The following is a 13,225-nucleotide window of genomic DNA, read 5'->3' on the forward strand; positions in this document are numbered from 1 at the left end:
AACGGTGGAGGAACCGATCATGACCAAGGAGACGGAGACGCTCCTCGCGTCCCTGAACAGCCAGCGTGAGCATGTGCTCGGGATCCTGGACGGCCTTCCGGCGGAGGCGCTGCGGCGGCCGGTGCTGCCGTCGGGGTGGACGTGCCTGGGACTCGTCCGCCACCTCGCCCTCGACGTCGAGCGGTTCTGGTTCCGCGCCGTCGTGGCCGGCGAATCGGTCGAGCTCGAAAGCGGGGACGCCGCCTGGCAGGTCGCCCCCGACGAGCCGGTCGAGACCGTGCTGGGTTTGTACCGGCGGGAGATCGAGCTGGCGAACGCCGTCATCGCCGCCACTCCGCTCGACGCCGGACCGGCCTGGTGGCCCGACGAGTTCTTCGGTGACCCGCCGCCCCGGGACCTGTTCACGGTCATCCTGCATGTGATCACTGAGACGGCGTGTCATGCCGGGCACCTCGACGCGGCACGCGAGCTGACCGATGGCCGAACCTGGCTCGTCCTGACGTAGCCCGGCCCGTCACTCGGCACGGAGTTCGTCCGGGTGCAGCGTGCGGCGGAGGAGGGGACGGGCGGCTCTGGCCACCAGGAGAGCCGTCAGCACGCCGATCAGCACCGTGAGGATCGCGCGCGTCGTTCCCCAGAGGATCGCTTTCGGTAGTTCCTGGAGGACGGACGCCTCGGGGACGAGGAAGACGGGGATGAGGACGACGCCCATCCCGGTGAGGGCGGCGATCAGGCACACCGGGATCGACGTGATGAGCGCCTGGCGGATGAGGACCCGGCCCAAGGCGGGCACGGGCACGCCGGCGCCGGCCAGGGCCGCGAACGAGCGTCGATGATCCAGCAACGCCTCCGCCTGATGCACGACGAGGGCGGCGGCGGAGGTGGCCAGCGCGATCAGCAGAGCGATGTCTATCAGCAGGTAGGCCGTCATGAAGTAAGAAGGGACGACGTCGGCGCCATGCGAGAAGATGATCCCCTGGTTGGCGCCCTCCATGGAGCCGAAGAACACGGTCAGTCCTACCACTGACAGTGCGCGGGCCCAGCCCCGGGGGTCGGCTTCCACGAGCCGGGCCGCGAGCAGGGTCTCGGCCGTCCGTGCGCGCCGCCCTACCCACCGTGCGGCTGCCCTGATCAGCCAGGCGGTGGCGAGGACCAGGCCGAACAGCAGGAGCACCATGCCGATGGCGATGATCAGCGGCGCGCCGTACGGCACGATCAGTTCGACGTATTCGCCGAGGAAGTCTCGGCCTTCGTTGGTCCCTACGGTGGCGAACGCCCCTAGTCCCGCCGCGACGAGCACCAGGTCGAGCACCCTCGGGCCGGTCGGCTGCGCCCGCCGGACCACGCCCAGCGGAGAGGACACCACGTGCCGTCCCGCCTTCAGTCCTGAGTACGTGCCGCTGAAGGCCACTACGGCGAGGATCGCCGGCATCAGGAGGGGGCGGTTCAGCGGCAGCGGCCACGACAGTGCCAGGTCGATCAGCAGGTACACCGCGATGCCGATCAGCCCGCCCAGTGCCGCCCGCCACCCGCTCTCGTACGCCCCGAGCAGGCGCACGTGGCGCGGCGTGGCCCCGGCCAGCCGGAGGGCGGCCAGCCGCCGTTCCCTGGTGGCGCCGGCCAGCCGGCTCACCTGGTAGAGGAAGGCCATCGCCGGGAGGATCAGCAGGGCGAGCCCCAGCGAGGTGAGGGCGCGCCCCTCGTCGCTGAAGACGGCGTCGACGCGGGCGTCCCACGCCTGGAGCAGGCTCACCGCCACGCAGAACAGGAAGGTCGCGAGCGCCGCCCCCGCGGTCATGAGGCGCCCCCGAATCCGTTCGCGTCGCGACCCGCCCTTGGCGAGCATGCGCATCACGGTGATCACGGCGATCACGCGCTCACCTCCGCCGCGAGTTCGCCGTCGCGCAACACGAGCTCCCGGTTGGCGTAGGCGGCCACCCGGTTGTCGTGGGTGACGATCACCAGGGTGATGCCGTCGGCGCGGGCCGTACGGGTGAGCTCGTCCATCAGCTGTTCGCCGGCCAGCGAGTCGAGCGCGCCGGTCGGCTCGTCGGCGAAGACCACGCGCGGGCCGGTGACCAGCGCGCGGGCCATCGCGACGCGCTGTATCTGGCCGCCGGACAGCGTGCCGGGCCGCTAGTCGCCGCAGCCGGCCGCGTTCAGGCGTTCCAGCCAGGAGCGGGCGGTGTTCAGCGACTCCTGGCGGCCGTGCCGGTCGAACAGCAGCGGCAGTGCCACGTTCTCCGTCGCGGTCAGCTCGGGCACCAACTGGCCGAACTGGAAGACGACGCCGAAGCTCTGCCTGCGCAGGTTCGTACGGTCGCTCTCTCCGAGCGTGTCGATCCGCTTGCCGTCGAACAGGACCTCGCCCGACTCCGGGCGGATGATCCCGGCCAGGCAGTGCAGCAGCGTGGACTTGCCGGAGCCGCTCGGCCCGGTGATCGCCACGATCTCGCCCGCGCCGATCTCCAGGGAGACGCCGTCTAAGGCGACGGTCGAGGCGAACGTCTTGCGCAGCGCGCGCGCTTCAAGCATGAGAGTCCTCCTTCAGGTCGGCCAGCCGTCGCATGGCCGTCTCGATCCAGCGCAGGTCGGCGTCGAGGTGCTGGAGCGCGTAGTCGGCGGCCAGCGCCTGGGTGGGAGAGCCCGCCGAGCGCTCCGCGGTGAGCTCGCGCATCCGCGCCAGATGCGCGGCCCGCTGCCGGGACAGGTAGCCGTCGGCGGCGCCGTTGGCCACGGACGCCACCACCACACGCGACAGCAGCGCGCTGGACAGGTGCGGCGCGGGCGCCTCCACCCCGTCCAGCCACCGGGTGAGCTCGGCGAGCCCTTCTTCGGTGATGGCGTACACCGTGCGTTCCGGGCCCCCGTCCTGCAGCGTCTCCGCGACCTCGGCGAACCCGTCGCGCTGCAGGCGCTGCAGCGTCGCGTACACCTGGCCGTAGGCGAGCGGCTTGGCGCCGGGCAGGCGCCGGTCGTGCTCGCGTTTGAGTTCGTATCCATGCTTCGGGCGCTCCACGAGCAGCCCGAGCATCACATGTCCGGTCGACATGGCGAGCACTATACATTGAATGAATAGTGAAGCGCGATCATGGTCGATAACCTGGCGGGCATGAAGGACCGGCCGGCGGGAGTTGACGAGCGGGCGTTGCGGGATGCCCTGGAGAAGTGGGGGATCGAGGCCGTCTCACTGGAGTACGCGCCGGTCGGGTTCGGGGATTACCACTGGATCGCGGCTGACACGGATGGACCGCGATGGTTCGTCACGGTCGCGGACCTGACGCAGAAAGACCAGGCCGGGGACGGGGAGAGCGCGCTGCGCCGGGCCATGGACACCGCCGTCGCCCTGCGTGCGCAGGGTCTCGACTTCGTCGTCGCGCCTTTGGCAGCCGCCGGGGGTGAGACGCTTCAGCTGCTCGGGCCCCGGCACGCGGTGAGTGTCTTTCCGCTGGTCAGCGGGCGTCCTGGGGAGTTCGGCGACCGTCTGGCGGCCAGTGAGCGCCGGAGGATCGTGGAGATGCTCGCCGAGTTGCACCGTACGACGCCGCCGCCGTCGACTCCCGTCCGGCCGTTGCGCATCCCGATGCGGGGCCGGCTGGAGGAGGCCATCGAGGCGTCGGGCGGGGTCTGGCGGGGTGGGCCGTACGCGGAGCCCGCCCGTGCTCTGGTGGCCGACTCCGCCGGGCGGTTGCGGGAGCGGCTGGCGGAGTTCGATCGGCGGGTCGATGAGGCGGGCGGCGCGGACCTCGTGGTGACCCATGGGGAGCCGCATCCCGGCAACGTGGTGATGGTCGAAGGCGGCCCGGTGCTGGTGGATTGGGACACGGTGGGGCTGGCGCCGCCCGAGCGGGATCTGTGGCTGGTCGCCGACGGGCCGGATGACCTGGCGCGTTACGCGGAGCTCACCGGGCGGCGGCCCGACCCGGAGGTCATGGAGCTCTTCCGCCTGCGCTGGGCCATCGAGGACGTGGCCCTCTACGTCGAGGATCTGCGTTCGCCCCATGAGCTGAGCGCCGATACCCGTGAAGCGTGGGAAGCCCTCACCGGCACCGTACGCGAGCTGACAGCTCCTGCATCAAACAGCTGACATCTCCTGCAAAGTACGGCAAACGGCTCGAGCACCACTTCGGCCGGGACTAGGCCTTCAGCGTGCGCAGGGTCGGGTCGGAGATCACCAGGTCGGCGTGCGGGCGGGTGCCGTTGACCAGGTTCGCGTTGCGCTGGTCGGTGCCCATCACCCAGGCCACGGCGGCGTCGTGCTCCTTGCCGAACCGCTCGTGGCGGGCGACGAGCCGCCGCACGCGCTCGTCCTCGTCGAGATCGCAGTACCAGACCTCGTCGAGCTCGGGCCGCACCCGGGCCCAGTCGCCGTCGTGGAGCAGCAGGTAGTTGCCCTCGGTGACGACGAGCCGGGCAGTGCGCGGGACCGGGATGCTGCCCGCGATCGGCTGTTCCAGGTCGCGTTCGAACGCGGGGGCGTAGATCACATCGTCCTCGTCCTGGCGCAGGCGGCGGAGCAGCGCGGCGTACCCGGCGGCGTCGAAGGTGTCGGGGGCGCCCTTGCGGTCGCGCCGGCCGAGCCGCTCCAGCTCCACGTCGGCGAGGTGGAAGCCGTCCATCGGCACGTGCGCCACCCAGTCGAGCGCGGGCCGGTCCTGTCGCAGCAGCTGGACCAGGTTCTCGGCGAGCGTGGACTTGCCGGCTCCGGGGCTGCCCGTGATGCCCAGGACCGCGCGGTGGCCGTCGCGTACGAGGGAGCGGGCTCGGGCCGCCAGATCGTGGAGGGTCATCATCGAGCCTGGCTCGCGTGGAGCAGGCCGGTGATGAAGCCGTGGGCCTGACGGGCCAGGTCCTCGCCGTCGGACCACAGGTTGCGCCAGATGGCCAGGTCGTTCGACAGCCCGCGCATCACCACGGCCGAGGAGAAGGACTCGAAGGTGATCGGCCCCTGGTAGCCGATGTCGGCCAGCGCGTGGAAGAAGGAGGTGAAGTCCAGGTGGCCGGAGCCGAGGTAGCCCCGATGGTTCTCGCCGATGTGGACGTAGCCGAGCCGGTCGCCGACGTCGTGCACCGGGCGTACGAGATCGTCCTCTTCGATGTTCATGTGGTAAGTGTCGAGGTGAATGAGGACATTGTCCTCCCCGATGTCGTCGGCGAGCCGCAGCGCGTCGCGCGCGGTGTTGATGACGTTGGTCTCGTAGCGGTTGCAGATCTCCAGGCCGAGCGTCATGCCGCGCTGCTGCGCCTCCTGCGCCAGGCCGCGCAGCACCGTCACCACGTTGCGGCGGCCGGCGTCGGTGAGCGGGCGGTCGTACTTGCCCAGGGCGCTGTAGAGGGCGCCGGTGAAGTGCGTGCCGCCGAGCTCGTGGGTGACGATGAGCGAGTCGTGCAGCAGTTTCTCGCCTCGCGCGACCACGTCGGCGTCGTCGCTGGAGACGTCGGCGTCGAAGGCGAGGCCGCGTGAGCAGGCCACGCCGAGGCCCGCCGACCGCAGGGCGTCGCGGGCGGCCGCGACGTCGAGGTTGGCGGAGTCGTGCAGGGACAGTTCGAGCAGGTCGAACCCGGCCTCCTTCGTCTTGCGGATCGCGTGCTCCACCGACGCGGGCGTGGTGTCACCGACCCAGACGAGGGCGTGCACGCCGATGGGGTTGGTCGTGGTGGTCATTGTGGTGCCTTCTACTTGGTGGTTTGGTACGGGGTTCACTGGCCGGCGGCGCCGGTGACGAGGGAGACGATCTCCTCGCCGGTGATCTCGGACGTACGGCGGCCGCCGACGCAGCGGCCGGCGCGCATCACCCAGACCTGGTCGCTCAGCCGCATGACCTGCGCGAAGTTGTGGCTGATGAGCAGCACCGTGTGCCCCTCGTCGCGCAACCGCAGGATGAGCTCCTCGACCCGGGCCGTCTCCTGGACGCCGAGCGCGGCCGTCGGCTCGTCCATGATGACCAGCCGGGAGCTGAAGCCCGCCGCGCGGCAGATGGCGACGGCCTGGCGCTGCCCGCCGGACAGCCGACGGACGCGGGACTTCACCGCGGGAACGTTGACCGCGAGCGTGGAGACCATCTCCCGCGCGCGGGCCTGCATGGCCCGCCGGTCCAGGAACGCGATGGGACCGAACCCGCGGACGAGCTCGCGGTTGAGGAAGAGGTTCTGCCACACGGTGAGGTCCTCGACGAGGGCCAGGTTCTGGTGGACGGTCTCGATGCCCGCCGTACGGGCCTCGTCGGGGGAGTGGAAGTCGGCCTTCTCTCCCTCGAAGAGGATGTGGCCGCTGTCGGGCCGGTGGATCCCGGAGATGCAGCGCACCAGCGTGGACTTGCCCGCGCCGTTGTCGCCGACCAGCGCCGTGATCTCCCCTTGGCGCAGGGAGAGCGAGACGTCGGCGAGGGCGCGGACGTTGCCGAACGACAGGGACACGTTCTGGCAGTCGAGCAGGGTGTTCGTCATCGCTGGAACCTTGTCAGGAGCGCGGCCAGCACCACGACGATGCCGACGGCGAGAGGCTGGTAGAACTGCGAGACGCCGAGCAGCGTCAGCCCGTTGACCAGCGCGACGAGCAGGAGCGCGCCGATGACCGGGCCGATGATGCTGCCCCGCCCGCCGAACAGGCTCACCCCGCCGAGCACGACCGCGGCCACGGAGTTGAGCAGGAAGGAGGTGTTGGCGGCCGGCTCGGCCGCGCCGATCCGGGCCACCAGCAGGATGGCCCCGAGCCCGGCGAGCACGCCGGAGATCGTGTAGACGGCGATCTTGACGCGCTGGGTGCTGATCCCCATAGCCGTCGCGGACTCCGCCGCCCCGCCCGTGGCCAGCACGTGCGTGCCGAACCTGGTGTGGAACAGCAGGACGTGCCCCACCACCGCGACGACCGCCGCGATGATGAACGACCAGCCGAAGATCCCGATCCCGCCGGTCGACAGGCGGAGCAGCGCCGCGTCGATGATCGTCACCGGCTTGCCCTCGGACAGGATCAGCGCCAGCCCGGAGGCCGCGGAAAGGGTACCGAGCGTCACGATGAAGTCGGTGATCTTGCCTCGGGCGATGATCACTCCGTTGACCACGCCGACCAGGCCCGAGGCGACGATGGCCGCCAGGCACGACAGCGACAGCCCCCAGCCCAGCGCGTAGGCCTGGCCGAAGGCGACCGCGCCCAAGGTCATCGCGGAGGCGATCGACAGGTCGATGCCCGCCGTGGCGATGACGAACGTCTGGCCCACGCTCAGGATGATCAGGATCGCCGCGGCGACCAGCATCGAGGCGATGTTGCCGGCGCTGAGGAAGGTGGGGTTCAGCGCCTGGAAGACGATCACCAGGACGATCAGCCCGACGAGGGCCGCCCACTCGGCCCAGAAGCCGACGTCCTTCAGGCGCGCGGTCCAGGCATCGTGGTTGGGCGCGGCGATTGCGGTGTTTGCCATCTCTGTCCTACTGGATGAGGCTCTTGAACGGGTCGGTGTAGGTGCCGAACGGCTTGGGCGTGGCCGCCAGCGCCTTGTCCGCGTTGTCCTTGGTGACCAGCTCGACCGGGGACTTCACCTTGGGCGGCAGCGTCTTGCCCTTCGTGGCGGCCTGGCACGCCTCGACGCCCATCAGGCCCATCGCGTACGGGTACTGGGCGACGGTGCCGTCCAGCGTGCCGGCCTTGACCGCTTCGAGGGCGTCCTTGATGCCGTCGACGCTGATGACCTTGACCTGTCCCGCCTTGCCGGCGTTGGCGATGGCCCGCGCCACGCCGAGCCCCATGTCGTCGTTGGCGACGAAGAAGCCCCGCAGATCCGGCTTCGCGCGCATGACGTCGGTCGCGGCGGTGAGCGCGGTCTGGCGCTCCCAGTTGGCGGCGACGGTCTGGACGACCTTGAGATTGGGCCCGATGCCCTGCTGGAACCCCTCGACGCGGGCGCCGCTGGTGACGTCGCCCGCGATGCCGCCGATGACCGCGACGTCACCGGCGGGCACGAGCTCGCTCATCCGCTTCCCTGCCATCTTGCCGGCCTCGACGTTGTCCGTGCCGATGTAGGTGGCCAGCTTGACGTTGGCGCTGCCGGCCGCACCGGCGTCGACCGGGCTGTCGATGTTGACGATGGGCTTGTTCTGCGCGCCGATCTTGGCCAGGCCCTGGATGAGGTTGGTGCCGGTGATCGGGTTGACCACGAAGCAGGAGAAGGGCTGCCCGGCCAGGCCGTTGAGCTTGTCCGCCTGTCCAGTGGTGTCGGTGATGGAGGTGGCCGCCTGGACTGTGAGAGACAGGCCGCCCGCCTTGGCCTGCTCGTCCATGCCCTGCTTCATCGTCTGGAAGAAGGGGTTGTCCAGTCCTTTGATCACCGCGGCGACGCTCGGGGCTTCGGCGGCGGCGCTCTTGCCGGACGGGCCGGCGGACACGCTGGAGCCGCAGGCTCCCAGAGCCAGTGTCCCGGCCGCCAGCACGGCGGTGACCGTCGTCGCTCGCCTTCCATGCGAGGTCATGTGCATCGGATGCCCCTTTCGGCGTCAATGGGATGACCGTATGACTACTTCTGAACTCTGACAACCCATGTTTCGACTTTTTAAGTCGAAACATTCTTGACTTACGAGCACTCCCGGTCGCCGATAGAGTGGGTTAATGGCCATAACCGGTGCGTCCGCCCTGCGGATGGGAGTCAGCTCGGGCGAGATCCTCAGCCTGTTCCGCGACATCCCCGACGGGCTCACCAAGGCCGACGTCATGCGGCATACCGGCCTGTCGCGCACCACGGTCAACCAGCGCCTCGACGGTCTGCTCACCGCCGGGCTGCTCATCCCCGCGCCCACGGAGGCGCGCACGGGCGGCCGGCCCGCCGGTCAGTTCGTCGTCAACCGCGACCGGGGCGTGCTGCTGGTGGCCGACGTGGGCGCCACCGGCCTGCGCACCGCCGTGTGCGACCTGGGCGGGGTGGTGCGGGCCGAGCGGGACGTCCGCGCCGACGTGACCAGCGGCCCGGAGGCGATCCTGACGATCGTGTCCGAGCTGTTCGCCGAGCTGCTCGACGAGCGCGGCCACCAGCCGGGCGACGTGCTCGGCATCGGCATCGACGTGCCCGGTCCCGTCGACTTCGCGAGCGGGCGGGTGGTCAGCCCGCCGATCATGACCGGCTGGGACCGCTTCGACATCCCGGGCTGGTTCACCGCCCGCTACAACTGCCCGGTGCTGGTCGACAAGGACGTCAACGCGATGGCCTTCGGCGAGCAGCGCCTGCGCTACCCCGACGTCCCGCACCTGCTCATGGTCAAGATCGGCACCGGTGTCGGCACCGGCCTCATCGCGGGCGGCCAGGTGCACCGGGGCGCCGACGGCGCGGCCGGCGACATCGGCCACATCCAGGTCGTGGTCGACGACGTGGCCGAGCCGCCGCTCTGCCGATGCGGCAACCTCGGCTGCGTGGAGGCCTACACCGGGGGCTGGGCGCTCGTCCGCGATCTCCAGGCGGCGGGTCACGACATCACCACCGTCGACGACGCCGTGCGCCTGATCCGCTCAGGAGACCTGGCCGCCGTACGCCTGGCGCGGCGCGCCGCCCGCATCCTCGGCGGCGCCATCGCCGACACGGTCAACCTGTTCAACCCGCGCATCATCGCGATCGGCGGCCAGCTCGCGCACACCGACGAGCAGCTCTTCGCCGGCATCCGCGAGATCGTCTACCGGCGGTCCCTGCCGCTGGCCACCCGCAATCTCCAGATCGTCCGCAGCGACCTCGACCCCAACGCGGGCATACTCGGGCTCGCGCAGCTCCTCGTGGACGGGATCTACGCTCCCCAGCGGGTTCAGGAGCTCGTCGATCGCGGTGCGGCGGGCGCTGAGATCATGCTCCCCGTCTCCGGGGGAGAATGAGACATGCGGAAATACGTGATCCTCGGGGTGCAGGGCAGCGGCAAGGGCACCCAGAGCACCCTGCTGGCCACCGACCTCGACCTCGTGCACATCAGCGTCGGCGACATCTTCCGCTGGCACGTCAAGAGCCACACCAAGCTCGGCGCCCAGGTCCGCCGCCTGGTCGCGGCCGGTGAGCTCGTGGGCGACGACCTGGTCGAGGACGTCGTCAGGGAACGCCTCCAGCAGCACGACTGGAACTACGGCTTCATCATCGACGGCTTCCCGCGCAGCCGGCGGCAGGCGGAGTTCTTCCTGGAGAGCTACGACATCGACGGCGTGATCCACCTCGACCTGCCCGACACGGAGGTGCGGCGGCGGGTCCTGGCCAGGCGGCTGTGCTCGCGCTGCGGGATGGACTACAACCTGATCGCCCACCGGCCCGCGACCGAGGGCAGGTGCGACGTGTGCGGCGGCGAGCTCGTCACCCGTGAGGACGACGCCCCGGACGCGCTCGCCACGCGGCTGCGCGAATACCACGACAAGATCGACCCGGTCGTGGAGCTGTTCCGCGGCAAGGAGTACGTCGTGTCGGTCGACGCCCGCGACGACAAGGCCACCGTCCAGCGCAACATCCGCGACCGCCTCAACCTGCCGCCGTACGCCGCAGAGAAGACGGCCTCGTAAAAGGCGGGCTCAGGGCGCGGCGTCGCGGCCGAGCAGCTGCCGGGCGACCACCAGCTTGGTGATCTGGGCGGTGCCGTCGGCGATCTGCAGCGCGATCACGTCGCGCAGCCGCTGGGCCTGCCGCAGCTCCTCCGAGTAGCCGGCCTGCCCGAAGGTGAGCAGCGCCTGCTGGACGGCGTCCGCGGCCATCCTCGGCACCCACCACTTGACCATGTTCGCCTCGGTCGTGTGCGGGAGGCCCTGGTCCTTGCGCCACAGTGCCTCGTAGCAGAGCGCCCTGCCGGCCCGCAGCTGCGTGGCGTACTCGACCAGGGGGAAGCTGAGCCCCTGGAAGGCGCCGAGCGGGCGGCCGAAGGCGCTGCGGGTGCGCGCCCGCTCGAGCGCGTCGTCGATCGCCGCCTGCGCGGTGCCCGTCGCCATCAACGCGATCAGCGCCCGCGAGTAGTCGAAGCCCCGCATGACCTGGACGAAGCCGAGGCCCTCGCCGCCCACGATCGTCTCGGGCCCGGTGGTCAGGCCGTCGAAGGTCAGGTGGGCGCGGCCCACGGCGCGGTTGCCGAGGTCGGTGAACGCCTCCCGCTTCGCCGCGGCCAGGTCGGCGAGGAAGGCGGTGACGCCGCGGGCGCCAGGACCGCCCGTCCTGGCGAAGACGAGGCCGTGCGTGGCGGTCATGCCGAGCATGATCGAGGTCTTCTCGCCGTGCAGCAGCCAGGCTCCGTCCTGGAGAGTGGCGCGGAACTCGATGGCGGCGGCGTCCGAGCCGTGCTCGGGCTCCGTCAGGCAGATGGCCGGGATCAGCTCTCCCGAGGCCAGGGCGGGCAGCCAGTCTCCCCGCTGCTCCGGTGAGGCGTTGGCCTGCAGGATGTCGGCCACGAGCGCGGCGTTGAGCACCAGGTAGCAGCTGTTCACGTCGGCGCGGGCGAGCTCTTCGAGCACCAGGCCGGTGGTCACGGCGTCGGCGCCCGCGCCGCCGTACTCCTTACGGACGCGCAGGCCGAGCAGGCCCATGCGGGCCAGCTCGCCGGGCAGCTCGGGGCGCATGGCCGCGGCCCGGTCGTCGGACTGGTAGTGCGGGGCGAGGCGCTCGGCCGCGAAGTCGCGCACCCGGGCGCGCAGCCGCTCCTGCTCGTCGTCGAACGCGAAGTCCATGCTCAGCCCATCCGTTCGCGCAGCTCGAACTTCTGTACCTTGCCCGACGCCGTCTTCGGCAGCTCGGCGACGACCGTCAGGCGTTCCGGCCAGAACTGCCGGGCCATGCCGAGTCCTTCCAGATGCAGCTGTACGTCGGTGAGTGACGGCGGCTCCCCGTCCGGGACGACGAAGGCGCACGCCCGCTCGCCGAGACGTTCATCGGGGTAGGCCACCAGCGCGGCCTCCTTGATCCGCGGGTGCCGCCAGAGCGCGGCCTCCACCTCGACCACGGGGATCTTCTCCCCGCCCCTGACGATCAGGTCCTTGGCCCGGCCGGTGATCCGGATGCCGCCCTCGCCGTCATCCCTGGCCAGGTCGCCCGTATCGAACCAGCCGTCGCCGGTGAGAGCTTCGGCGTACAGATCGGGGCGTTTCCAGTAGCCCACGCACTGGTTCGCGCCGCGTACCTGAAGGCGGTCGCCGGCGATCCGGACCTGCATCCAGGGGGCGGGGCGGCCGTCGGAGCGCGCGGCGAGATCCGGCGGGTCCTCGGGGCGGGTGATCGTGACCGTGGCGTTCTCCGTCATGCCCCACAGCGCGTACATGCGCACGCCCAGCACCTCGCCCGCCTCCTCCACGACCTTCGGCGGGATCGGCGATCCGCCGCACGCGAAGGAGTCGAGGGTCCGCAGATCCCGGGGCCGGGCCCGCTGCGCGGCGATGGCGTCGACCACGAACGTGGTGGCGCCCATGCCGAAGTTGACGCCCTCCGACTCGACCAGGCCGAGCATGACGTCCGGGTCCCACACGTCCTGGAACACCGCCCGGCCGCCGAGCTGGAGCGGCATCAGGAAGCAGTAGAGGTACCCGGCCTGGTGGGTGAGCGGCGAGCCCATGTGGACGACCAGATCCTCGTCCAGCCCGAGAGCCTCCGCCTCGGTGCGGATGCCGGCGTACAGCGTGTTGTGGGTGTGCATGACGCCCTTGGGCTCGCCCGTCGTGCCCGAGGTGAACATCACCTGGGCCAGGTCGTCGGGGCCCGCCTCCGACTGGCCGAGCCGGACGTCGCCGCCGGACATGAAGACGTCGTCGAAGTCGAGCGGGCCGCCGCCGATGGTCACCGCGTGCCGCAGCGTCGGCACCTCCTTGGCGATCTCGGCGAGCATCCCGGCGTGGTCGAAGCCGCGGAACGACGCGGGCGCGACGCAGACCTTCGCTTCCGTACGTTCCAGCATGAAGCCGACCTCGCGTTTGCGGAGGATCGGGATGATGGGGTTGACCGCCGCGCCGACCCGCATGCAGGCCAGCGCGAGCGGCGGGAACTGCCACCAGTTCGGCAACTGCAGCGCGACCACGTCGCCCCGGACGACGCCCAGCTCGGTCAGGGCCCCGGCGAACCGCTCCACGAGTCGCGATAAATCCGCGTACGTCAGCTTGACCAGGTCAGCGGCGCCCGCCTGGTGCGCCGTGATCGCGACGCGGCCCGGGGAGCGCTCCACGGCCCGCCGGAGGTCGTCCAGGGGCGTGCCGTCGCGCCACCAGCCTTCGCGGTAGCAGTGCTCGGCGTCGCTTCGCCAGTTCATG

The 13,225-nt window shown here is 70.8% G+C and carries 13 protein-coding genes and 1 pseudogene; 4 read left to right on the top strand and 10 right to left on the bottom strand.

Annotated features, from left to right (window positions below; all coding sequences use genetic code 11):
• The first annotated feature begins 19 nt into the window (after positions 1–19).
• Positions 20–505: a DinB family protein gene (locus AB0L53_RS15600; protein WP_363993529.1), complete on the top strand. Its 486-nt coding sequence runs from the start codon at positions 20–22 to the stop codon at positions 503–505.
• A gap of 9 nt (positions 506–514) precedes the next feature.
• Here the strand turns inward: AB0L53_RS15600 and AB0L53_RS15605 are convergent, their stop codons facing one another.
• From AB0L53_RS15605 to AB0L53_RS15615, 3 genes and pseudogenes are all read right to left on the bottom strand, one after another.
• Entirely contained in the window at positions 515–1,873 is a 1,359-nt protein-coding gene (locus AB0L53_RS15605) for an FtsX-like permease family protein (protein WP_363993531.1), read from the bottom strand.
• A pseudogene (locus AB0L53_RS15610) lies at positions 1,870–2,535 on the bottom strand (ABC transporter ATP-binding protein). Before AB0L53_RS15610 ends, AB0L53_RS15605 begins: the two are co-directional and overlap by 4 nt.
• Positions 2,528–3,052: a PadR family transcriptional regulator gene (locus AB0L53_RS15615; RefSeq protein WP_363993532.1), complete on the bottom strand. Its 525-nt coding sequence runs from the start codon at positions 3,050–3,052 to the stop codon at positions 2,528–2,530. The pseudogene AB0L53_RS15610 and the gene AB0L53_RS15615 overlap by 8 nt, the downstream one beginning before the upstream one ends.
• A gap of 39 nt (positions 3,053–3,091) precedes the next feature.
• On the opposite strand from AB0L53_RS15615, the gene AB0L53_RS15620 reads away from it, so the two are divergent.
• On the top strand, positions 3,092–4,087 hold the full coding sequence (locus AB0L53_RS15620) for an aminoglycoside phosphotransferase family protein (protein WP_363993534.1): 996 nt from the start codon (positions 3,092–3,094) through the stop codon (positions 4,085–4,087).
• Between the two features lie 49 nt (positions 4,088–4,136).
• On the opposite strand, the gene AB0L53_RS15625 is transcribed toward AB0L53_RS15620, so the two are convergent.
• The 5 genes from AB0L53_RS15625 to AB0L53_RS15645 are packed head-to-tail and all read right to left on the bottom strand — an operon-like array spanning position 4,137 to position 8,469.
• Complete coding sequence (locus tag AB0L53_RS15625; RefSeq protein ID WP_363993536.1) at positions 4,137–4,793, bottom strand: nucleoside/nucleotide kinase family protein; 657 nt, start codon at positions 4,791–4,793, stop codon at positions 4,137–4,139.
• The gene (locus AB0L53_RS15630) at positions 4,790–5,665 is read right to left on the bottom strand and encodes a sugar phosphate isomerase/epimerase (protein WP_363993538.1); all 876 of its coding nucleotides are present in this window, start codon (positions 5,663–5,665) and stop codon (positions 4,790–4,792) included. The genes AB0L53_RS15625 and AB0L53_RS15630 overlap by 4 nt, the downstream gene beginning before the upstream one ends.
• Positions 5,666–5,700: 35 nt before the next feature.
• Positions 5,701–6,447: an ATP-binding cassette domain-containing protein gene (locus tag AB0L53_RS15635; RefSeq protein WP_358175658.1), complete on the bottom strand. Its 747-nt coding sequence runs from the start codon at positions 6,445–6,447 to the stop codon at positions 5,701–5,703.
• Positions 6,444–7,418, bottom strand: coding sequence for an ABC transporter permease (locus AB0L53_RS15640; protein WP_363993540.1), 975 nt, complete (start codon positions 7,416–7,418; stop codon positions 6,444–6,446). Before AB0L53_RS15640 ends, AB0L53_RS15635 begins: the two co-directional genes overlap by 4 nt.
• 7 nt (positions 7,419–7,425) lie before the next feature.
• Positions 7,426–8,469, bottom strand: a complete 1,044-nt coding sequence (locus tag AB0L53_RS15645) for a substrate-binding domain-containing protein (protein WP_363993542.1) — start codon at positions 8,467–8,469, stop codon at positions 7,426–7,428.
• A 130-nt stretch (positions 8,470–8,599) separates the two neighbouring features.
• On the opposite strand from AB0L53_RS15645, the gene AB0L53_RS15650 reads away from it, so the two are divergent.
• Both AB0L53_RS15650 and AB0L53_RS15655 read left to right on the top strand, forming a co-directional pair.
• A complete protein-coding gene (locus AB0L53_RS15650) occupies positions 8,600–9,844 on the top strand; it encodes an ROK family protein (RefSeq protein WP_363993544.1) in 1,245 nt (414 codons plus the stop codon).
• Positions 9,845–9,847: 3 nt separating this feature from the next.
• The gene (locus AB0L53_RS15655; RefSeq protein ID WP_363993546.1) at positions 9,848–10,510 is read left to right on the top strand and encodes a nucleoside monophosphate kinase; all 663 of its coding nucleotides are present in this window, start codon (positions 9,848–9,850) and stop codon (positions 10,508–10,510) included.
• A gap of 9 nt (positions 10,511–10,519) precedes the next feature.
• On the opposite strand, the gene AB0L53_RS15660 is transcribed toward AB0L53_RS15655, so the two are convergent.
• Both AB0L53_RS15660 and AB0L53_RS15665 read right to left on the bottom strand, forming a co-directional pair.
• Positions 10,520–11,659, bottom strand: coding sequence for an acyl-CoA dehydrogenase family protein (locus tag AB0L53_RS15660; protein WP_363993548.1), 1,140 nt, complete (start codon positions 11,657–11,659; stop codon positions 10,520–10,522).
• A gap of 2 nt (positions 11,660–11,661) precedes the next feature.
• Positions 11,662–13,224 carry an AMP-binding protein gene (locus AB0L53_RS15665; RefSeq protein WP_363993550.1) on the bottom strand — a complete coding sequence of 521 codons (1,563 nt, stop codon included), beginning with the start codon at positions 13,222–13,224 and terminating at the stop codon, positions 11,662–11,664.
• Between the last annotated feature and the right edge of the window lies 1 nt (position 13,225).

Origin of the sequence: Nonomuraea sp. NPDC052129, assembly GCF_040680095.1 — a bacterium.
Lineage (GTDB): Bacteria > Actinomycetota > Actinomycetes > Streptosporangiales > Streptosporangiaceae > Nonomuraea.